Here is a 21,226-nt window from a genome sequence, read left to right as displayed (position 1 = left end):
CGGTGTGCGACCGCGGATGCCGCTTCGCCTTGGAGGACCGGGATGCTTTCGCTAGTACGTGCTGTCATGACTCTAAGGCTATTGGAAAAGACTACCGGGTTGGTCCGCGACGGGCGGCTCATCACCGATAGCCTTCTCATGAACGACAAGCGAGAGCGGGGATAAATGAACGACGAGCCTGACAAAGTGGAGCTCGACACGCCAGACCTTGCGGCCGCGAGCAGGGCAGTAATCGAGGCGCTTCTCCCAGGTGCGATTCGAGACCATGTTCTCGATGCTGCTTACCTGGCCGAACTACTTGACATCCCATTGATGAACGCCCCCGATGGGCGGGAGCGATACGGGCTTCAATGGGCCGGCAAGAGTGACGCCATTCGATCCTTGCTAGCGCCGGGCCGAGGCTCACTGGTTCCTGACTTGAGGGAGTCGGTCGACTTCGATCACGCTCAGAACGTTTTTATCGAAGGGGACAACCTTGAGGTCCTTAAGCTCCTCCAGAAGGCGTACAACGACGAGGTCAAACTGATCTATATTGACCCGCCCTATAACACTGGGAACGACTTCGTCTACAGCGATGACTTTGCGGACGGTTTGCGGGGCTACCTGAGTTTCACGGGGCAACTGGACGAGTCGGGGAACAGGACTACTGCGACCTCGGACAGGGCCGGGCGCACGCACAGTCGCTGGCTGTCGATGATGTACCCGCGCCTCGTCCTTGCGCGCAATCTGCTCACGCACGATGGCGTTCTGTTTGTATCAATAGACGATAACGAGTTCAGCAACCTAAAAGCTGTGCTTGATGAAGTCTTCGGTCCCGAGAACGCGCTCGGTTGTATAACGGTGGTGAGCAACTTGAAGGGCCGAAGCGATGATAAGTACTTCGCCACGGCACACAACTATCTCTTGGCCTATCAGCGCTCGTCCTTTTTTCCGCGCGGCGTGCCGCTTCCGGATGCCTATCGCGACGACTACCCAGAGACTGACGGCGAGGGGAAGAGGTTCAGGCTTCAGGGACTTCGCAAGCGCGGAAACAGCGCACATCGCGAAGACCGTCCGTCAATGTACTACCCGTTCTACGTCGATCCCGCTTCGGGAGGCGTGGCACTCGAACAGGGCGGGAGTTTTATGATCGAAGTCGTGCCACGCCTGTCGGACGGGAAGGATGGGCGGTGGCGCTGGGGGCTCGAAACTGCTCGGTCGCGTATCAATGAGTTAATGGCGCGGCAGGTAGGGCCTGCCCGGCGTTGGGACGTTTTCCAGATCGACGCTCTTGAACGAGATGGTGTCGAAAGGCGCGTAATCCCGAAGACGGTGTGGGACGGGCCAGATTTTGCCAATGAGGCGGGCACTCTCGAACTCAGAAAATTGATGGGCAAGCGCGTATTTGATACTCCTAAGCCCACCGGCCTCATTCGCCAGATCTTAGAACACACCGTGTCCGATGACGACCTGATCCTTGACTTCTTCGCCGGATCTGGAAGCACGGCGCACGCCGTGGCGCTGATGAATGCGGAAGACGGCGGGACTAGGCGCGTAATTTCGGTCAATATCCAGGAACCAACCGCCGAAACTTCGGATGCGCGGAGGTTAGGTTACAAAACTGTCTCCGAAATCACCCTTGACCGCCTAAAGACCGTACTCGAAGTGGTGCCTGGGGCGAAACAACAAGGCCTCCGCGTCTATCGCCTCGACGGGAGTGCATTCAAGGACGCCGTCCCAGACGACGGCGAAATCATGCTGCACTCGTCGACCCTTCGTGACGGCTTAGATGACTTGCCCGGGGTAGTCGCCGAACTCCTTCTCAAGGAAGGCGTCCCACTCGACGCGCCTTGGGTAGGACACGAGTTGGGCGAGGTGTATACGGAAGTCTCTGGTGGCGTTGCAGTCGTTGTCGGCGAGGGGCTGGACTTCGCGACGGCCGAAAAGGTTTTCGGACTTGACCCGAAGCCGCGCGTTGTGGTCTTCCTTGAGGATGACCTGGCGGGACAGGACGCACTGAAGGCGAATCTCGTGGCGAATGCTAAGTCGCGGGGCATCAAGGTGAAGACGGTCTGATGCCGGTCGAGATAAAGTTCGACGGCGGCCAGCAATACCAGTTGGACGCGATCGATGCTGTCCTTGAAGTCTTCAACGGCAATGAGGAGCAAGGTCGCTCAGAAGTGGCCGACCTGGTCCTCGACGACGGGACACTCGATGCGCTGGATCGAGTGGTCATCGGGAACCAATTGGAGCTGTCGTCAGAGCAGTTGCGTCGGAATCTCCGAGCGGCGCAGGACAAGCCGATGCCTGCTGAAGACGGTGGCGAGGTTCCTACCATTCCTGAAGACCTTCGCCAGAACTGGCTCAATGGCGAAACCGTGCCCGACCTCAGCGTCGAGATGGAGACCGGCACCGGCAAGACCTACGTCTACATCCGAACCTGCCTGGAGATGCACGAGCGTTACGGCTTCTCGAAGTTCGTGATCGTCGTGCCAGGCGTGGCCATCCGCGAGGGCGTTAAGTCGAGCCTCGCGCTTCTCAAACCCCACTTCAAAGAGCTCTACCCGGACTCGCAGTACGAGTTCATGGTGTGGGACTCGGCTAAGCGGAAGATGGCCAGTGACTTCGTCCGGGATTCCAGCCTCAAGATCATGGTGATCAACCTTGAAGCCTTCAAGAACGAGGACAACATCTTCCGGCGCAAGGACCCCGAGTTCAACGGGGGCTATGCGCCGCAAGAGTTAATCAGCGCAGCTCGCCCGGTTGTCGTAATGGATGAGCCCCAGAACATGGAGACAGATGCGAGCAAGATGGCGATCGCATCGCTGGCTCCGCTCGCCAAGTTGAGGTACTCGGCGACCCACAGGGACTTGAAACACCTCGTCTACCGGCTCACACCGGTGGACGCTTACGACCTGCGGTTAGTGAAGCGCATCGGCGTCCTGTCCGTCACTAAAGACGAGGACCTCAACGGTACGTACGTTGAGGTCTCGAAGATCACCGCGACCCCGGGCGGTGTGACTGCCACTGCGAAGATCTTCAAGACCAATGCAGGAAAGACGAAACTTACGCGGATTACATTGTGCAAGGACATGGATCTGTTTGTCGAGAGCGGCCAGCGTGGCGCCTATCAAGGCTGGTCCGTTGAGGATATCCACGCCGGCCAGGACGGTGAGCGTGGGTACGTCGAGTTCGGCAACGGCACCCTCGTTCACGAAGGCGTCGGTACCACCTCGGAGGAGGAACAACACCAAAGGCTCATGCTTCGTCAAGCCATCGAGAGCCACTTCGAAAAGGAGCTCCAGCTCAAGCTCCAGTTGCGACGCGGTCTCATCTCGGCAGCTATAAAGCCGCTCACGTTGTTCTTCATCGACTCAGTGTCGAACTACCACCCTGCCGACGGCAAGCTCCGCCAGTGGTTCGAGCAGGAGTATGAGATCGTGCGTTCCGACGCGCGCTTTCGTTCACTCGACATGCCTGACATCGAGGTGGTCCACGACGGTTACTTTGCCGTCTCTAGCAAGGGTGTGCCGGAGGACGTGTCGAGTCGTGGGCTCGAAGGCGCGAAAGTGGGGTCAGCGCTGGAGAGGATTATGAGGAGTAAGGAGAAGTTGCTCAGCTTCGAGGAGCCGCTGCGGTTTATCTTCAGTTACGCGGCTCTCGCAGAGGGCTGGGACAACCCCAACGTGTTCACCATATGTAACCTCCAGCACGGTCGCTCAGAGATGCGCAAGCGGCAACAGGTCGGGCGAGGCTTGCGCCTGCCGGTCATGGTTGACGGCGAGCGTTGCCGCAACGACGATATCAATGTGTTGACTGTCATCGCGCACGAAGACTTCGCCAAGTTCGCTTGCGACCTCCAGGAGGAGATCGAGAAGGAGACCGGCGTTAAGTTCAGTGGCCGGATTGTCGACCTCAAGCAGGACAAGATCAAGCTTCAACTCAAAGAGAAGGTGCTGCTTGACCCGCAGTTCATCGAACTATGGGACAAGATCTCCCAGAAGACGACCTATGAGTTGGCGTTCTCGACCGACGATGTGGTTGCTGATGCGGTGCGTCGGATAAACGTCATGCCTGCGATCGAACCCATCAAGTTCCGCGTGACCAAGCACATCACTTCTATCAACGCCGAGGGCATCACGTCTGGAGACTACCAAGACCGAGGAACGGTCGAAGTTGACGGAGCCCGAAAGCTTCCCGACTTGGTCGGGGAGCTCACCCGCCGAGTGACGCTCACTAGAGCGACCATCGTTCGTATCCTCTCCGAGATCGACAACCTCGACGAGGTGAAGCTCAATCCTTCAGTGTTCATGGACCAAGTCGAAAGTGCGATGAAGGAGGCGCTCTACGCTCAAGAAGCAGAAGGAATCCTTTACAAGCCAACTGGCGACTCGTGGCGGGCCGAACTATTCAAGGAATGGCATCAAGCCGAGACGATCGCGCCTGCCTCGATGGTCGTCGAAGTCTCAAAGAGCATCACTGACAAGATCGTGTGCGACTCGGGCATCGAGAAGACGTTTGCACAGTTCCTTGAGGACCGGGACGACGTGCCGCTCTTTATGAAGTTGCCGCACTGGTTCAAGATCGACACTCCTCTGCACGGCTATAACCCTGACTGGGCGTTCGTGCGTGAGCACCCCGAAGGTCAGTACCTCCACTTCGTCCGAGAGACCAAAGGGACCGACAGGCTCGAGGAACTTCAGTGGGAGTCGGAAGGCTGGAAGATCAAGTTCGGCACCGCGCACTTCGAGCAACTCAAGGTTGACTACTTTTGGGGGTACGATCCTGCTGTGCTTATCGAAATCTCGCCCGACTTCGCCTGGCACGGCGAAACCTGAGGCCCGACAAACATAGTCGACTCTGACTACCGCACCTCAGGATAGGTAGTTTGGCCCATGACATTGGTGACGCGGGACTTGGGCCGTTGGGCCGGTGTCCGCTGGCTTTGTGATGTCGACGGTTGTTGTAGTAGATGTTCCTGCGGTCCCGTTCGGACACGGCCAAGCACTTCATGCCAAAACCGCGACTATGGTGTGTGCACCCGCTAGTTGTTGTCGGTTTTCACGAACTCCGAGGATCGCCAATGCGCACGTGTGATCGCCTGAAGCAACTGCTCGAGGCGGAGCGACACGATCTGGGCGATGCGCGCACCGGAGCTGCAGTTGTTCGCTCGTGAAGCAAGCCACTGTCCTGTCCTTGCCGGCATTCCCGATGCGAGCCGCCGCGACCGGGGCGAGCAGTTCCGAGCCCTTGCCGGATGGCTCGACATAGAATCAGGGGAAAGCGAGCGCCTTGTCGACTTTCAAGTGCGCATTCGCGCATGGATTCCCCAGTCGAGTGGCCCGCCTTTGATGAACCTCAAGAGTTGATACTGGCCCACCCAAGTCGTCCGGGCGCCCCGTCAGACCCCCCTCCGTCAACCGGATCGACGCATCTGGCCAACATGCCCATAATGGATCAGTGGCCTCCCAGTGGATCTACCAACGACTCATACACAGCGGCGAGCCCGAGCTCAGCAGTCTGAGCGAGGAAGCTCGCCCGCTCGTGCCCGGCAACGCGCTCCGGCAGATGGGCGCCCAGGCGCTGCAGTCCATCGGCGACCAGTTGGTCAACGCCAAGACGGTGCTGCCGTGGCTCCTGAGCGCGCTCGGGGTCCCCGGGGCGTTCGTCGCCTTCCTGGTGCCCATCCGCGAGTCGGGATCGATGCTGCCGCAGGCTGCCTGGGCGCCACGGGTGCAGGCTCGGCGCGAGCGCAAGCAGGTGTGGGTGTTGGGTGCGGTCGGTCAGGCGATCGCAGCCGCCGGCCTGGCGGTCGTGGCTGCCACGGCATCGGGATGGATCGCGGGTGTGGGCGTGCTGGCGTTCCTGGCGGTCTTCGCGCTTGCCCGGTCGCTCAGCTCGATCGCGAGCAAGGACGTGCTGGGCCGCACGGTGCCCAAGGGGCAGCGAGGCCAGATCAAGGGAGTGACTACCGTGGCATCGGCCGCTGTGGCTCTGACCCTGGGCCTGGCGCTGCGATTATGGGGCGGCGACAACCTGGGGGCCGGGGTGCTGGCCGCGCTGCTCGGCGTCGCCGCACTCGCCTGGGTGGTGGCGGCAGTCATCTACTCGAGTATTCGTGAACCCGCCGGTGAGGTCGAGATACCCGTTGAGGACCAGCCCGGGTGGGTCTCGCAGGCGCGAGACCTGTGGCGGGACGATGCCGTGTTCCAGCGGTTCGTCATCGCTCGTGGCCTGTTGCTGGTCGCGGCCCTCAGCCCTCCGTTCGTGGTGGGACTTGGCATCCAGCAGGGTGCCTCCGGGCTGTCCTCGCTGGGCCTGTTCGTGATGGCTCAGGGCATCGCGGGATTGGTGGGCGGGCGACTGTTCGGCCGGATTGCGGACAGGTCCTCCCGGCGGCTGATGATCGGCGCCTCCCTCGCCTCCTCGGCAGTCATCGTCGCGTTCCTCGGGCTGCTCATGGTTGCAGGCGTCGGCAAGGCGTTCTGGCTCGCGCCCGCCACCTACCTGCTGCTGGCCCTGGCCCACGTGGGCGCACGGTTGTCCCGCAAGACCTACGTGGTGGACATCGCCGAAGGGGACCAGCGCACTCAGTACGTGGCCGTGTCCAACACGCTGATGGGGGTGCTGCTGCTCGCCGTCGGCGCGATCACTGCCGCCCTGGCGGTGTTGGGCGACCAGTGGGCGCTGCTGCTGCTCGCGGTATTGGGCGTGGCCGGGGCAGTGGTGGGCAGGAGTCTGCCGGAGGCCGAGCGCGCCTGAGTCGTGGCAAGTCGTACGGATCTGTGGCGGACCGCGTCAGTCGGCGGCCGTGCCAGCCGCGCCCATGATCTCTCGCACCACCGTGCCATTAATGGCCATGGGGGCGATGACGTCGACCCCAGCTCGCAGCAGGATGCGCGCTGTTTCGACGCGCACGATCCCGGTGCCCAACAGAGTCGCGGTGGTGGTTATGGAGACATCGTCGCGCACTCAGTTGGAGATGATTGAATGCAGAAGCGATCGCCGCGACGGCTGTGGAATCCAACCGTGCCGAGCGAGCCTCCGCGTCCCAGCCGGTCGCGGCATGAAAACCACGTAGATCTGCCTGCGGCAATCTACGATTCCGCCGCGGGTTCGCCCAGTGACGAATTCGCCCGCGGATCGCTTTCTGGGTTCGGCCGAGGCGAGCCGCGGCTGGCCGAGTTGATCGCGACACGGTGTCCACAGGGCAAGACTGTTCTGGTTCCGTTACCTCCCACCGTCAGATTGAAGCATGCGATTGAGGTGCAACTTGAGCACCGCTTCATGGGTGACTAGGAGGATACAGAGACCGATAGCTCGGGATTCGGCGGAGATATCCCGATACTCCGAATGCCTGCGGATTGAAGTAACGACGGCCCGATGCTGATGTCGGACCTCGGCGCTAGCGTGGCCGTTATGGATTTGGACGAGTTGGAACGACAGAAGTCTGTGGTGCGAGTGCTCGAGCGAGACGCGGAAAGTGACCCACGTGCGTACTCGTCCGATTTGGCTTGGGCGTTAAGTACGCTCGGGTTTGCGCAGCACTCTTTTGGCTACCCGGGGGACAGCCTGCGCAGCGCGGAGGAAGCCGTAGCCGTGTTGCGGGCAGTCTGCGATCTGGACGAAGCGAAGCCGGGGGATCGGCAGGACATCATTCTTTTGCTGTCAAACCTCTCCGCCGCCTACGAACAAGCTGGTCGCGGGGAACGCGCCGCCGAAGCGGAGGGTGAGGCGGTCGAGAGGCAGCGGGCCATTGTGGTCGAGCGTTCCGATCTCCTTGCTGAGTCTCGAGAAACGCTCGCCGGTTTACTCTCCGGCGTCGCGCATGGATTTGCCAAGTCGGGCAAGGAGGACGAAGCGCAACGCCGAATCTCGGAAGCTAGAGAACTACTCGCGCTTGCCGCTCCAGTATTCCCTGACCGCGTCGGCCATGAACTGATCCGTCTCCGCAATCTCGAGCGGCTGTTGCTCTTTGGGGAAGAGACAGGCGGGGACTACCACCTGGCGTCGCAATGCCCGGGTGGTCAGTCAGTGACTAGGCGCGAATAGTGATTCCAAGAATAGGGAAGCTCCAGCGTGTATTACACAGTCGACTCTTGGTAGGGAAGGTTCCAAGCGGCTCGGGAGTATTTAGACATTCGATAAGGATAGACAAGGGAGACAGGCCATGATCAAGACAACACCGTTTGTGCCAACGATCGATAGCGACTCGGACTCGGGTGGTGGCATGTTGTGGGTGATGCACGCACCGTGCGGATGTCGCGCTGGGTGGCTTGCCCTTTTCATCCCTGGTTACGGCGAGATTGTCGACGAGTACGGAGCATGGAGAGTCATGCACTTCGGGCCCGTCCGCGAAGTGCGGATGCGCGCAGAAGGGTTTCGTTGGTTGCTCGAGACATCTGACAAGGCATACTCCGGTCCGAGTCAATGTCCACATACCCCGTACCTCGGATCCGAAAGCTTGCTTGTCCCCGCCGGGTACACGTGGGCAGCGGATTCCATCGTTTCGACGGTCGATCATTTGGTCCCGTTTGCCGAGGTAGACCTTCTCGAATTTGACGCCTTCGGTTATGCGGGTGCGCATTTAGCGTCACTGTGCTCGACGGAACCGATTTCGCCCTGGTGGCGCGCGTCCCGCTCCGACCCATGCCCTACGTGCGAGGAAGTGGCGAAGGGTCTCGCGCGGGAGGGTGCGAGCCACTAGTTTTTGGCGGCGTTTGACTCAAGAGCCGATGGTTATGTGGGCCTAAACCACGGGGTCAGCCCAGCTGCCCTAGCCACGGCATCGGCCGCAAGTCGGTGATGGCTTTCGAAGGCGTGCGCTCCGCTACTGAACCTCGAGCGGCCCCACCGTGGGGAACTAGCCAAGTCCGAGGCGCACCTTGCGGATCGGTGGGGGAGGCCTCCCCTCCGATCAGCAACGGACCTCGTCGCCTGGAGGGTTTAGTCCTCCGCGTGGATGACGGTCTCGCCCCCAACGCGAGTGCGATCGTTTTTGCCATCGTCGCGGCGGGTTTTCGCGAGGCTCGCGACCGTGGCCACGAGGACTGTTGCAGTGATAAACAGCAACGAGAACCAGATGGGGATCTCGGGCGCCCACGCGATGTGTTCGCCGCCGTTGATGAACGGCAGCTCGTTGACGTGCATCGCGTGCAGCACCAGCTTGATGCCGATGAACGCAAGGATGACAGCGAGGCCCTGCGCGAGGTAAACGAGGCGCTCGAGCAAACCGCCGATGAGGAAGTAAAGCTGGCGCAGCCCCATCAGCGCGAACGCGTTCGCGGTAAACACGATGTAGGCCTCGTCGGTGAGGCCGTAGATGGCCGGGATCGAATCGAACGCGAAGACTAGGTCCACAAAGCCGATGGCGATGATTGTCAGCAGCATCGGCGTGATGAACCGCTTGCCCTTGATCTTTACGGTGAGTCGGTCCTCGTTGTACTCGTCGTGGACGGGCAACACGCGGCGCACGAGCGTCATAAACTTTCCGTTCGCGGGGTCGGACTCGCCATGCGAGACGACCTGCCGGTACGCGAGGACCAGCAGCAACGCGCCGAAGATGTAGAACACCCAGGAGAAGTTCGCGATGAGGGTCGCGCCGAGGGCAATGAATGCGCCGCGCATGATCAAGGCAATGACGATGCCAATCATCAGCACCTTCTGCTGGTACTTCCGGGGAACGGCGAAGCTCGACATGATCAGTAGAAACACGAAGAGGTTGTCGATGGACAACGCCTTCTCCGTCAGGTACCCGGCGAAGTACTCGCCGCCAAAGTCCCAGCCGGAGACGAATCCGATGCCCACGCCAAACAGCAACGCGAGAGAGATATAGAACACTGACCACCGGGCGGACTCACGGACAGTCGGCTCGTGCGGAGTGCGCACATGAGCGTAGAACTCGTAGACAAAGAATGCGATGGTCACCGCAATGGTGACGAGCCAGACAACAGGGGTGATATCCACGGGAGGACTCCAAGGGGTGAGATGACGTAGTCAAGACGTCAAGGTCTCTTCCACTCCGACAGGATCGGAGCCAGCGGGCCGGGACACGATTTCGCGTCCGTACTGACGACTCCGCTGCAGACGGGAATACTCCCCTTGCCCTGCAAGGATAAGGCACGCTGGCACTTCGCGCATCCCCTTCACGACAATGCGCTTATTAAGACCTCTGAGGCTACTTTTCTTCGAAGCTCGCGAAGTAGGCGGCGGCCATGTCTTCGCCGCCGTGACCTGCGTGGACCGCTCGGGCGAAGCGGTCGGCCGATGCCTGGGCGCCGTCGAGTCTCACGCCGCGAGCGGACGCTGCCGCGACGATCAGTTGCGCGTCCTTGCCTGCTGCCGATGCGGAGAAGCTCGGGGGAGTGAGCGCATCGTCCATGATCAGGCCGGTCTTGATGCGCAGATAGCCGCTGTCGAGCGGCCCGCCCTCGATGAGTCGCAGGAATTGTTGCGGGTCTACGTCGAGCGACTCGGCCAGCGCGACCATCTCGCCCGCGGCGTTGTTGATCGCGAGCACCCAGCTGTTCGCGACCAGCTTCAGCTTGGTCGACGGGGCCGATGCGCCATCCTCGCCCGTCCAGACCGTGCGGCTGCCCACGGCTCCCAGCACGGCGGCCAGCTCGGGGCGGATCTCGATGGGGCAGGCGGCCAGGATGGTGAGCTTTCCCGCCTCCGCGGGTGCGCGCGTGCCGAGCACGGGGGCATCCACGTAGGTCACGCCCAGGCGGTCGGCCAGCGCGGCAAGCTCGGGGACGTCGTCCACGCCCACCGTGGTGCTCTGCATCCACACGGCGCCTTGGCGCATCGCCGGGCCGGCATCGTTCATCACTTCGCGCACCGCCGTGGCGTCAAAGAGCATGGTGAGGACCACGTCGGCCCCGGCCACGGCATCGGCCGCATGCAGGGCGACCGTGGCGCCGTCGTCCGCCAGGGGGAGTGCGCGCTCGGGCGTGCGATTCCACACCCTCACCTCCAGCCCCGCTCGTAGGAGGTTGCGCGCCATCGCGGCGCCCATGATGCCAGTACCCAGAACTGCAACAGTGGTGGTCATGGGGACATTGTCCCGCTCGCTACGGAGCCTGATCAAACGCGGGAGCCATCGCCGCGAAAGTTGCGGCACTTAGCCCCGCTAAGCGAGCCACAGCATCGGCCCTCTCCAAGTGGTGTCCCGGTGATTTGGCCGTGACGCGCAGTTACTGCGCGAGTACCCTGGCGCCAACCACCGGAATCCCGTACTCCCGAGCTTTGCGCGCCTTGCCTGAGTTTGAGCCCTCATCGAGTGCGATCACAGCGGCCACGGACTTCTTGACGTTGGGCCACACCACAAGTCCCAGTGCCTCGGCGATGGACTTGAGTTCTGCTTTGCGAGCTTCAGGGAATCCCGTCAGTACGATCAGATCGCCGGTTTCCAATGCCAGCCCGCCATGTACCACTGCGACCCCAGACTCTGCTTTGCGGAGGAGGGCCTCGACCTCGAGGTCCTCCAGATCCAGGAGCCCCGCCAATTGGATCACGAGGGCGCGCTCGTCGCGAGTGAGCTGGTCGTCGGCACACACCGCGTCCACCACTCCCAGCATGTAATGGCGGTTGAGGCGCCCAATCTGGTCAGCGCGCAGGCCGAGTGCCGCGGCCATGCCGTCGAGGGCCCTGCGTTCCGGCACCGAAATCTTGCGGTCCAGGAGAACGCGATCGAGCAGGTCCAGATACTCGTCGGAGCCCTCGAGCCCTTCTACCCGCTCAAACTGACCCGCCACCGTTGCCAGCAGCTCGCTTCCAGCCCCAGCCGCGCCTCGAGGCACTGGAAGAGTCGCGAGGCGCGGGGGAGTGGGCCACTGGACACCCTCGCCGAACGTCACCCAGTGGTCCCACATACTCCTGTCAGGGGAGGCGGCCATGTAGGCGGCGAGGAGCGAAGCGGTGGCCTCGGCGTCCGCCAACGCGGCGTGAGCATTGGTCAAGGGCACCCCGAAGTGGGCGCAGCACGCGCTCAGCTTCGCGGGGGCGCCGTACACGCCGGCGAGTCGCATGGTGCACAGCGTCATGTCGGGAGTGAGATTGAGCGGCCAGCCAGCACGCGCGTATTCGGCAACCAGGAACGCTGTGTCAAAAACACTGTTGTGCGCCACGATGACGCGGCCGGCGATGAGGTCAGTGAGGTCGCCGACAATGCGGTCGAACGTGGGTGCGACTCTTGCGTCCGTGGCGTCAATACCGTGTACGTGCTGTGCGCCTAGGTCGCGTTGCGGGTTCACGAGCGTGCCGTATGTTGTCTCGCGCTCGCCGTTGGCGTTGAGTAGCACTACACCGATCTCACACACGCGGTCGGCGCCGCTATACGCGAAGCCAGTGGTCTCCAGATCGATGACGGCAAATCCTGCCATAGTGGTTGCCTCCCTCAGCATTTTGACTGTAGCGCCCCAATGCATCTCGGCGTCAAGAAAACTCCTCCGGAGTGGCGTAGAACCTCGAGGTGTCCACAGTATTGGCCACTAGCCCTGTCGCCGCACTTCCATTGCGATAAGATGCCCTTATGACACTGCTAGCGGAGTACCAATACGCGCGAAGCGACGAGGACCGCGCTCGGGCTCGGCGCGCTCTCGCACTGCGGGCGATGGTCGCGGACGGAATGTCGCAGCGTGAGATCGCGGAGCAGTTGGGCGTCTCACAGTCGGCAGTCAGCCAGCAACTGAAGAACGCCCCCAACTTGGACGGCCTCGAGCTGTCAGAACTCATGGAGTACGCGGCTCCGTTGTTGAAGGCGCTCGCGTCGGAACGTGGCTACACCCGGCTGGCAGTGTTTGGATCGGTCGCTCGCGGCGAGGCAGGTGCCGACTCCGACATCGATCTGCTGGTCGAGACGCCTGAGGGCCTCTCATCGTTTGGATTCGTGAGATTCGCTGGTCTGCTCGCGCAGGTGCTCGGTCGTCCCGTGGATCTCGTTGACTATGCGAGCCTCACTCCGGGCCTCGACGATGACATCCGGCGTGACGCGGTGCTGCTGTGATGGACCGTCGCACCGCGAAGGAGCTTATTCACATTGCCGGTTGGCTCGACCAGGTTGGCCGGTTAGTAGGACAAGGTCGGGACGCGTATCTCGCCGACGAGTTGCTTCAAGAAGCTGGCGACTCGCTCATGATGAAACTCGGTGAGGCTGCGGGTCGGCTAGCGCGGCTTGGCATCGCGCCACCGAAAGGCGTTGAGTGGACACTCGCGATTGCCAACCGGAACTTCCTGATTCACCAATACGACCAGGTGAACCGCGCGCTCACCTGGGAAACTTTGGCTGGAGACCTACCTGCATGGGCCGACGCACTTCTGCCTTTGGTCGCGAGGGCACGGAAGTCGCTCGACAGTGACGGCCTGTCCTGAGGCAGAACGGCGACCGACGTGCGGGAGGACAGGTCGCGGCTGTTGGCTGACGTGCGCAACCCAATGCCAAGGCTCCTTTGACCTGCCAGGCCGCCCAAGCATCGGCCGCTGGTAGTTGTATGGATGAGGGTGCGTTGCTGAGGCCAATGTCGGGACCGGGCTCTAGACTCGGGCAATCAAAGGAGACTGCCACTATGCATGAGATTGTTTGCCCTCACTGCGGGAAAGCGTTCACGATCGACGAGGCCGGTTACGCCGACATCGTCAGCCAGGTGCGCAACAAGGAGTTCGACGCAGCACTCCACGAGCGGCTCCAGATCGCCGAGAACGAGAAGCGCAGCGCGGTCGAGCTCGCCGAAGCCAAGTTCGCTTCCGAGCAGCAGAAGGCCGCCGCGGCCAAGGACGCCGAGATCCAGGACCTCAAGGCCAAGCTAGGCGCGGGGGAGTCCACCCAGAAGCTCGCCGTCGCCGAGGCGCTCGGTGCGGTGGAGAAGGAGCGCGACGCGCTCGCCAACCAACTGGAGCAGGCGCGTCTTGCCGAGAAAGCCTCGGCCGAACTGGCGGCGGCCAAGCTCGCCAACGAGCTGCAAGAGGCCAAGGCTAAGACGAGCTCCGAGATTCAGGAGTTGAAGAGCGGCCTTGAGCGCGCCGAGTTTGAGAAGCAGCTCGCGGAGACCGGCCTCAAGGACAAGTACGAGACGCAGCTCAAGGACCGCGACGAGGCGATCGAGCGACTGCGGGACATGAAGGCCAGGCTGTCCACCAAGATGGTTGGCGAGACGCTAGAGCTTCACTGCGAGAACACGTTCAATCAGCTCCGCGCGACCGCCTTCCCCAAGGCGTACTTCGAGAAGGACAACGACGCGAGCACCGGCAGCAAGGGTGACTACATTTTCCGGGAGTCGGACGATGCCGGGGTGGAGCTGGTCTCGATCATGTTCGAGATGAAGAACGAGTCCGATGCGACGGCCACCAAGAAGCGCAACGAGGACTTCTTCAAGGAGCTGGACAAGGACCGCAACGAGAAGGGCTGCGAGTACGCGGTGCTCGTGTCGCTGCTGGAGCCCGAGAGCGAGCTATACAACAGCGGAATCGTGGACGTCTCCCACCGCTACCCCAAGATGTATGTGGTGCGGCCGCAGTCGTTCATCACTGTTATTTCGCTGCTGCGCAACGCCGCGCTGGGAGCGATGGTCTATAAGAAGGAATTGGCGCTGGTGCGAGAGCAGAGCGTTGACATCACCAACTTTGAGAACGAGCTGGACAGCTTCAAGTCTGCGTTCGGGAAGAACTACGACCTGGCGTCGCGTCGGTTCCAGACGGCTATTGACGAGATCGACAAGTCGATCGACCACCTGCAGAAGACCAAGGAAGCGCTGCTCGGTTCGGAACGCAACCTGCGCCTGGCCAACGACAAGGCTCAGGACGTGACGATTAAAAAGCTCACGCGGGGCAACCCGACCATGGCGGGGAAGTTTGCGGAGCTCGACGGGGGAGAAGCCCCGCGCGAGGGGTGAAGGCGCCCCAGCATCGGCGATGCGTGTGCTGAGGCGCCGTCACGGCGTTAGCTGGGGTTACGGACGCAGCAGAATCTTGCCCGCGCGACCCGGGGTGAAGTGGGCGCGTACCGCATCGGCCATCTCGCTGAGCGGGAACGTGGCCTCCACCGGCAAGGTGATAGTGCCATCGCCGAGGCGTGCGAACAGTTCCTGCATGAGGCGGGTGCGGGTGTCTGCGGCCATGTTCTCGCCGACCTTTTTGCCCCAGAAGCCGCGGATGGTTGCCTGCTTGAAGATGACGTCGCCTGAGCTGAAGTTCAGGATGGGCGAGGCCATCGCTCCGAACACCACCAGGGTGCTGTTCTCTGCCAGCAGCGACAGGACGTCGGCAGCGGACTCGCCACCCACTGACTCGACGCCTACCTTGATGGGTGCGCCGCCGGTGATCTGCGCGACGCGGTCCTTCCAGTCGTCGGAGTCGGTCGCGACGATTCGCTCGATGCCCTGAGCGGCGAGCTCCTCGATGCCGTCGGCGCGACGGACCAGGCCCACCACGTTGACGCCGCGGCCCTTGGCGAGCTGCGCGACCATGCGGCCCACAGCGCCGTTAGCGGCGTTCTGGATCAGCCAGTCGCCCTCGGCCAGGTCTAGCGAATCGAGCAGGCTGATCGCGGAGAACGGCATGGACACCAGCTGCGCGGCCACCTCATCCGGGATCTCGTTTGCCACGGGGATGAGAGCAGTGGCGTCCGCCACGAACTGCTCGACCCACACGCCAAAGGTGCCGAAGCTAGCGACCCGCTGACCCACCTCAAGATTGGTGACGCCCTCGCCCAGCTCCTCCACTACGCCGACGGCCTCGGTGCCTGCCTGCGCGGGCATCTGGGGCTTGAAGCCGTAGTTCCCGCTGACCGTCCACAGGTCGTGATTGTGGATGGTCGACAGGACCATACGGACGCGCACCTGACCGGGGCCGGGCGTGGGGGTGGGGACGTCCTCGACGGCCAGGACGGTGGCGGGATCTCCGAATTCGTGCTGAATGAGTGCATGCATGATGAGGCCTTCCGGGTGGGATGGGAGCGCGCGGCGTCCCGGATTGGGGCGGGGCGCGCAGGGGGTTACTTCTAGGCAACGCGGGAGGGGCGTGAGGTATTTCCTCGGGTCCGCTGCGACGGCGTTAGCCGGCCACGGCATCGGCGATGAAGCGAGGGCCGGCAAGAGCGAGCGTCCGCTATGTGACCAGGCAATTTGTTGCGTGGCGGGGGATCTTGACCGCTTGGTCTGGGCCTGCTTGGATGAGGTCGTGGCCCCCTCGAAAGGGTGGTCGCATCGTCGCACCCGGCGTGATCGCGGGCGTGCATAGCCTGAGGATTCCCCATGACTAACGCACGTGTCATCGCCGCCGCCCGCAAGACCGCCGGGTGGATCTCCGCCGTCGCGATCGTGGCCATCGCCTCCGTGGGCGTCGCCGCTCCGGCGCAGGCAGCCTCGGACGCGAATGTCGAAGCGACCATCACCACGAGCCGCCTGTCAATGGACGCCGACGGCAATGGCCGTCCGGACGTCGGGGACAAGGTGATCTACACCTTGATCGTGGCGTCCACAGCGCAGGGAGGGATCTCTGAGTTTTCGATTCCCTCCTTTTTGATAGGCGGCATTGACTACGCTTTGTATTCTCAGCGCCAGCTTCCCTATGTCGTTGACGTGGAGGTGACCGTCAGGGCCGAGGATCTTGACGGGGTGGGCCGCGGTCCGTTCATCGATCCCCCGGTGTTGGTCTACGCCCTGGGCTGGGTGTCGCAGCCGCCGTTACTGCTCGAATCGCCCGCGCCGCTCAACACCGCCGTGTTGACGGCGCAGACCGCGCTGGAACTAGAGGGCTCTAGCGCCGCTCCCACTGGCGGGTTGGTGGAGGGTGACCGCGTCCGCCACACCGCCACGGTGACCAATACGGCCGCTGTGCAAGTGACGTTGACGAGTGCCGTGGGGCTTGATTCATCGCCGTCCCTGCCCACGGCGTTGGCAGCGGGGGCCACCACCACACTCAACGGTGCATGGCACACCGTCACTTTCGCGGATATGCGTGCTGGCTCGGTGCAGTTTGCTGCGACATCGGTGGACTGGGCCGCGGAGAGTTTGAGCGGCTCGGCGCCTGTCGCCGCAGTGAGCGCTATGACTGCGGTGCCCGTGGTGAGCTACACCACACACTTTGACACGGTTATCCATAGCCCCGGATACGGCGTGGAACGTGGCTTTGGCGACGCGCAAGTCGGCGATCTCCTGGATCGCACCTACGTGGCCACCAACACAGGCAACGTGGCTCTCAACTATTTCGTGATGACCAACTCCAACTCGGGATACTACTTCTACGATGTGGGCCTGAAACCTGGAGAGTCGATCCCCGAATCCGGTCTTAGTACCGGCAACGATCTCGCAAAGGTCACGAGCCTGCCGGGTGGCTACTTCGAATCCGACCGCCGCACACTCACAGCGGCAGACCTTCAACGAGGCTACGTCGATGTGTCCGGGGGAATGGGAGTATTTCCCTCGTACAATGAGCAAGCGTGGGGAAGTCAGGGGGCGGTGACCACGCGGGTGCTTTTGCGCGAGTTGACGGCTGACGTGGATTGGTCCGTGGACGCCGAACTCCAGGACACCAACGGCGACGGCGTTGGCCAGGCGGGAGAGGACGTCGAGCTGACCTGGACCGCCGCACTTCCGGCCGATGCTGACCAGAGTGTGACCATCGGCTCGGTGAGCGAGTCGGGCCAATTTGGTGCCGTGGGGACTGCCTTTGACGGCGTGGTGTTGACGCCCGGAGAGTCGTCGACTCACACCGACATCGTTGCGATCGATGCCGCCTGGCTCGCCACGGGCGCGCTCGACTACACGGCGACGCTTTCCTATTCCGGCGACATTGATGCCGCGGTGAGCAGCGCGGTAGCCAGCGCCGATGCCGTGGTCCTGGGTGAGTACGTGGCACCCTCGGTGTCGCTCGGCGCGGCTAGCTCCTTCGACGACCTGAACGGTGACGGCCAGGCATCGCTCGGCGAAAAGGTGACCTTTGACGTCACTGTCGTGAACGATGGCGCCTACCCGTTGACCGGGGTGACACTGGGGGAGACCGGGGGAGCGACGCTTCCCGCCGATGCCGTGGCCGTCAGTGATCTGGCGCCGGGAGCATCGGCCGCGTGGACGGCGACGCACGTGGTGACCGCGGCGGACTTCGCGGCCGGTAGCGTGTCGTATTCGCCTTCTGTGGACGCCGATGGCATGTCCAGGTTGACGGAGACGGCGACCGTCGCGCCGCTGACCTTTGCAGCGTACGAGTCTGACCTCGATGGCATCGTGGAGGGTGGCGTGGCCGTGTGTTCTGCGGCGGGCGAGGCTGTCGCGAGCGCGGTGCAGGGCTCGTCGGTGTCGGTGGTGCTGGACGAGTGCGGCGGGGCTCCGCTCGTGGATGGCTCGCGCATCGTCGCATTCTCTGCGCCGATGCTGTTGGGGGTTGGGGCGGCGGCCGTCGAGATTCCCGCGACGCTCGCCGTGGGTGCGCATCGCATCGCGGTCTATGGCGCCGATGGGGTGCTGGTCGGGTGGGCGACGATCGCCATCACCAAACCTGTCGTGGTTGTTGAGCCGGCGGAGGACGCGGCCGGCGTGGCGACGGCGGAACCCGTGGAAGTCGCGGCGCCCGTTGCTTCCTACTCCGAAGCGGCGGAGCAGCTCTCGACGACTGGCTCGCAGGGCATCGGCCCGATGCTGTGGTTGGCCACGGCGCTGACGCTGGCGGGGGCAGGCGGAGTGTTCGTCGCTCGTCGCCGGGGGTCGCGGGTGGACGTCTAGTTCTTGGATGTTTGTGCCGGTGCCGATGCCGGTGCGGGTGAGCTGGTGATGTGCACAGGTGCCGGGTCGCGTGGGTAGTCCACAGATTTCGGTTGCTCGGGGCTGAATGTCAGTCCCTTATGGTCGAATTGTCCTATGAGCACGACCGCCGGCAATGAAGCCGAAACTGAGACCCCCACCAGGGACGATGCTGCCTGCGGTGCTGGTTTCGATGCTATCGAGCGGGTGCGTGCCGGGGTGGTCTCGGGATCCGGTTGGCAGGGCATTGATGTCGATGCGTTGCCGCAACCCGAGCTTCTCGCCTCGCATGGCGATATGGCGCGGATGCGCCGCGTCCTTGAGGGGATGATGGCCATTTCCGGTGCGGCCATTGCCCGGCAGTCCAGGCCCGAGAACGGGCAGGACGGGTTGGCGAAACGTCAGGGATACAGGACGCCGGAGGAGCTGCTCGCAAGCATCTCGGGTGGCAGCACGGGGGATGCTCACCGACTCATTGAGGTCGGAGAGATGTTGGCCGCCGATGAGCAGGCCGCAAACTCCGGCAACGACGTGGGCAATGGCTTGAGCGATGGGGACGGGGCCCGCGACGGGGACGGGGACGGGGACGGGGACGGGGCCGGGGACGGGGACGGCACGGATAGCCGGCCCGAGGCCGCGGTGGTGGCGCTGTCGCCGCGTTTCGCGATCGCGAGTGACCGGGTTCGATCCGGCAGGCTTAGCCTTGAGGCTGCGAACCTGATCAAGCGCATGCTGACCCGAGTTTGGGATCGCCGTGATGTGTTGGGTGTGGAGCTGAGCGATATCGAGCGGATCGAGCGGGTGTTGGTGGAGCGTGCCCATGGGTTGTCGGCGAACCGGTTTGCACGGATCGTGCGCCAACTGGAGGCGCAGATGGACTCGGGTCGTCACGCGTTGACGGAGGAGCTGCAGCGTCAGGAACGTTCGGTGTCGATGTACGAGGACGCCGAGGGGATGTTTGTGTTGCGGGCCCGTCTGGATGCGGAAACGGCGGCACCTGTGCGCGCCGCATTGGATGCGCTAGTGGGTAACGCCCTGCACAAGCGACGCGACAAAGACCCGCTGGCCGAGGACGACCGCAGCGTGCCCCAGATCCGTGCCGACGCATTGGCGGCGTTGGCCCGCCACTGCCTCGGATGTGACAGCGACGACCTGCCCCTGGCCTCCACCACCGTGGTGGTGCGGTTAACTCTTGCGGACCTGCAGGACGGCACTGGTGTTGCAGACATTGACGGTGGCGGGCAGCCGGTGTGTGTTGAAACGGCACGTCGTATGGCCGCCAGCGGTGAGGTGATCCCGTTGCTGCTGGGCGGCAAGAGCGAGATTCTAGATTTAGGTCGCGGCAGCAGGATTTACAACCGGGCGCAAAGGATCGCGTTGATCGAACGCGACGGCGGGTGCGCGTTCTGCGGGGCCCCTCCCGCGTACACCGAAGCTCACCACATCAAATGGTGGACCAGAGACCGAGGCCCGACCGACCTCAACAACGGTGTCCTTTTATGCGTGACCTGTCACCATCGAATCCACCGCGACCACTGGGACATCTCCGTCAAAAACAACCAGGTGTGGTTCACCCCACCCAGCACGGTCGATCGACAACGTGTGCCCCGCCTTGGCGGACGAGCCCGCTTCGACGCATCCAAGCTGAAGGCTGCCTAAAGGACCACCGTGCTTTACGCCTGCGAGCGGGGAGAAGAGTCATCCCATCGAGAGAATCGTGGAGATCAGCTGAAGGCGTCGACCAACGCCTCCAGCGAGGGGTCTTCGACAACTCCGACTATCTGCACCTGCCCGCCCGAGATGGCCGACATTACGGTGGGCGCGGACAGGACCTTCCCGTCGACGACGATCGCCACTCGGTTGCGCGGCTCTTGGAGACCGGATACCTCGCCGGTGAGTTCCTCGAACGCTGCCGCGCCGGCACTATCAAGCGTCACGAGCACTGCGTCGTTGGGGTAGTCGGCGTCCGTGGGTTCAACGCTCACGATGCTCGACTCGTCCAGCGACGACGCGCCCAGCAAGAAGACCGACGAGCCGTCCGTGGAGCAGGCGCCAGCAACATCGGGCGTGGAGAAGGGCTCCGCAAGGCAATTCGCTGCTGCTACCCATTCGGCGGCGTCCACAGTGTCGCCGGTGTCGGGCAACCCCAGGTCCGTCACGAATTGATTCCAGTCCGCGGGCTCGTCGGGCAGGAGTCCTCGAGCTTCCGTAGTGGCGCCAGTCAGCGCGACAGGACGCAACTCCACCGTGACACCGATCGACGCCGGGGTCGTGTCGCCTTCATCCGACTCCGAGCAGCCAGTCGCAAGTGTGACTGTGGCCAGGATGGAGAGAGCGCCGAGCATGCGGAGTGGAGTGATCATCTGGCGATCCTCGCACGAAACCGACCGGAGTCAGCAGGGCGCGCGACGACGTCCTCGCGCAGCACGACGCGCTACAAGAGACCCGGGGGAGGCTAAAGCGGGCTCGCGCACTAGTCTTTGAGTTCCACGGAGATGAAGCGTTGAGGAGCTCGT

15 protein-coding genes are annotated in these 21,226 nt (G+C 62.9%); 9 read left to right on the top strand and 6 right to left on the bottom strand.

All coding sequences use genetic code 11. The features are described from left to right. Positions 1-165: 165 nt before the first annotated feature. The 3 genes from ACQU6B_RS08915 to ACQU6B_RS08905 all read left to right on the top strand — a co-directional run bounded on the left by ACQU6B_RS08915 (position 166) and on the right by ACQU6B_RS08905 (position 6,741). Complete coding sequence (locus tag ACQU6B_RS08915; protein ID WP_430867200.1) at positions 166-2,055, top strand: site-specific DNA-methyltransferase; 1,890 nt, start codon at positions 166-168, stop codon at positions 2,053-2,055. Continuing rightward, entirely contained in the window at positions 2,055-4,817 is a 2,763-nt protein-coding gene (locus ACQU6B_RS08910; protein ID WP_430867199.1) for a DEAD/DEAH box helicase family protein, read from the top strand. The genes ACQU6B_RS08915 and ACQU6B_RS08910 overlap by 1 nt, the downstream gene beginning before the upstream one ends. Before the next feature lie 622 nt (positions 4,818-5,439). Next, positions 5,440-6,741 (top strand): MFS transporter, encoded by a 1,302-nt coding sequence (locus ACQU6B_RS08905; RefSeq protein ID WP_430867198.1) that lies wholly within the window; start codon positions 5,440-5,442, stop codon positions 6,739-6,741. A 36-nt stretch (positions 6,742-6,777) separates the two neighbouring features. Here ACQU6B_RS08905 and ACQU6B_RS08900 read toward each other — a convergent pair whose 3' ends face one another. Beyond that, positions 6,778-6,951 carry a hypothetical protein gene (locus tag ACQU6B_RS08900; RefSeq protein ID WP_430867197.1) on the bottom strand — a complete coding sequence of 58 codons (174 nt, stop codon included), beginning with the start codon at positions 6,949-6,951 and terminating at the stop codon, positions 6,778-6,780. Positions 6,952-7,398: 447 nt separating this feature from the next. On the opposite strand from ACQU6B_RS08900, the gene ACQU6B_RS08895 reads away from it, so the two are divergent. Beyond that, entirely contained in the window at positions 7,399-8,031 is a 633-nt protein-coding gene (locus ACQU6B_RS08895; protein ID WP_430867196.1) for a hypothetical protein, read from the top strand. A gap of 894 nt (positions 8,032-8,925) precedes the next feature. On the opposite strand, the gene ACQU6B_RS08890 is transcribed toward ACQU6B_RS08895, so the two are convergent. The 3 genes from ACQU6B_RS08890 to ACQU6B_RS08880 form a co-directional block, all read right to left on the bottom strand. Further along, positions 8,926-9,945 carry a TerC family protein gene (locus ACQU6B_RS08890; RefSeq protein WP_430867195.1) on the bottom strand — a complete coding sequence of 340 codons (1,020 nt, stop codon included), beginning with the start codon at positions 9,943-9,945 and terminating at the stop codon, positions 8,926-8,928. Between the two features lie 211 nt (positions 9,946-10,156). Beyond that, a complete protein-coding gene (locus ACQU6B_RS08885; RefSeq protein ID WP_430867194.1) occupies positions 10,157-11,032 on the bottom strand; it encodes an NAD(P)-dependent oxidoreductase in 876 nt (291 codons plus the stop codon). Positions 11,033-11,174: 142 nt separating this feature from the next. Continuing rightward, the gene (locus tag ACQU6B_RS08880) at positions 11,175-12,362 is read right to left on the bottom strand and encodes an exonuclease domain-containing protein (RefSeq protein WP_430867193.1); all 1,188 of its coding nucleotides are present in this window, start codon (positions 12,360-12,362) and stop codon (positions 11,175-11,177) included. A 149-nt stretch (positions 12,363-12,511) separates the two neighbouring features. Between ACQU6B_RS08880 and ACQU6B_RS08875 the strand changes: the two genes are divergently transcribed. The 3 genes from ACQU6B_RS08875 (at position 12,512) to ACQU6B_RS08865 (ending at position 14,867) form a co-directional block, all read left to right on the top strand. Continuing rightward, complete coding sequence (locus tag ACQU6B_RS08875; RefSeq protein WP_430867192.1) at positions 12,512-12,985, top strand: nucleotidyltransferase domain-containing protein; 474 nt, start codon at positions 12,512-12,514, stop codon at positions 12,983-12,985. Then, complete coding sequence (locus ACQU6B_RS08870) at positions 12,985-13,350, top strand: HepT-like ribonuclease domain-containing protein (protein ID WP_430869230.1); 366 nt, start codon at positions 12,985-12,987, stop codon at positions 13,348-13,350. Before ACQU6B_RS08875 ends, ACQU6B_RS08870 begins: the two co-directional genes overlap by 1 nt. Positions 13,351-13,544: 194 nt before the next feature. Then, positions 13,545-14,867, top strand: coding sequence for a DUF2130 domain-containing protein (locus ACQU6B_RS08865; RefSeq protein WP_430867191.1), 1,323 nt, complete (start codon positions 13,545-13,547; stop codon positions 14,865-14,867). A 57-nt stretch (positions 14,868-14,924) separates the two neighbouring features. Here the strand turns inward: ACQU6B_RS08865 and ACQU6B_RS08860 are convergent, their stop codons facing one another. Further along, positions 14,925-15,902, bottom strand: a complete 978-nt coding sequence (locus ACQU6B_RS08860; protein WP_430867190.1) for a zinc-binding dehydrogenase — start codon at positions 15,900-15,902, stop codon at positions 14,925-14,927. 324 nt (positions 15,903-16,226) lie between these two features. On the opposite strand from ACQU6B_RS08860, the gene ACQU6B_RS08855 reads away from it, so the two are divergent. Both ACQU6B_RS08855 and ACQU6B_RS08850 read left to right on the top strand, forming a co-directional pair. Beyond that, positions 16,227-18,692, top strand: a complete 2,466-nt coding sequence (locus ACQU6B_RS08855) for a DUF7507 domain-containing protein (RefSeq protein WP_430867189.1) — start codon at positions 16,227-16,229, stop codon at positions 18,690-18,692. A gap of 135 nt (positions 18,693-18,827) precedes the next feature. Further along, a complete protein-coding gene (locus tag ACQU6B_RS08850; RefSeq protein WP_430867188.1) occupies positions 18,828-20,369 on the top strand; it encodes a DUF222 domain-containing protein in 1,542 nt (513 codons plus the stop codon). A gap of 65 nt (positions 20,370-20,434) precedes the next feature. Here ACQU6B_RS08850 and ACQU6B_RS08845 read toward each other — a convergent pair whose 3' ends face one another. Continuing rightward, positions 20,435-21,073: a SecDF P1 head subdomain-containing protein gene (locus ACQU6B_RS08845; protein ID WP_430867187.1), complete on the bottom strand. Its 639-nt coding sequence runs from the start codon at positions 21,071-21,073 to the stop codon at positions 20,435-20,437. Positions 21,074-21,226: the final 153 nt, after the last annotated feature.

Origin of the sequence: Demequina aurantiaca (assembly GCF_050598105.1) — a bacterium.
GTDB lineage: Bacteria > Actinomycetota > Actinomycetes > Actinomycetales > Demequinaceae > Demequina > Demequina aurantiaca_A.
This window is presented reverse-complemented; position numbering and strand designations above follow the sequence as displayed.

Coding starts and splice junctions, on each gene's coding strand:
- ACQU6B_RS08915 (WP_430867200.1), top strand. CDS start 166: ATGAACGACGAGCCTGACAAAGTGGAGCTCGACACGCCAGACCTTGCG.
- ACQU6B_RS08910 (WP_430867199.1), top strand. CDS start 2,055: ATGCCGGTCGAGATAAAGTTCGACGGCGGCCAGCAATACCAGTTGGAC.
- ACQU6B_RS08895 (WP_430867196.1), top strand. CDS start 7,399: ATGGATTTGGACGAGTTGGAACGACAGAAGTCTGTGGTGCGAGTGCTC.
- ACQU6B_RS08885 (WP_430867194.1), bottom strand. CDS start 11,032: ATGACCACCACTGTTGCAGTTCTGGGTACTGGCATCATGGGCGCCGCG.
- ACQU6B_RS08880 (WP_430867193.1), bottom strand. CDS start 12,362: ATGGCAGGATTTGCCGTCATCGATCTGGAGACCACTGGCTTCGCGTAT.
- ACQU6B_RS08875 (WP_430867192.1), top strand. CDS start 12,512: ATGACACTGCTAGCGGAGTACCAATACGCGCGAAGCGACGAGGACCGC.
- ACQU6B_RS08870 (WP_430869230.1), top strand. CDS start 12,985: ATGGACCGTCGCACCGCGAAGGAGCTTATTCACATTGCCGGTTGGCTC.
- ACQU6B_RS08865 (WP_430867191.1), top strand. CDS start 13,545: ATGCATGAGATTGTTTGCCCTCACTGCGGGAAAGCGTTCACGATCGAC.
- ACQU6B_RS08860 (WP_430867190.1), bottom strand. CDS start 15,902: ATGCATGCACTCATTCAGCACGAATTCGGAGATCCCGCCACCGTCCTG.
- ACQU6B_RS08855 (WP_430867189.1), top strand. CDS start 16,227: ATGACTAACGCACGTGTCATCGCCGCCGCCCGCAAGACCGCCGGGTGG.
- ACQU6B_RS08850 (WP_430867188.1), top strand. CDS start 18,828: ATGAGCACGACCGCCGGCAATGAAGCCGAAACTGAGACCCCCACCAGG.
- ACQU6B_RS08845 (WP_430867187.1), bottom strand. CDS start 21,073: ATGATCACTCCACTCCGCATGCTCGGCGCTCTCTCCATCCTGGCCACA.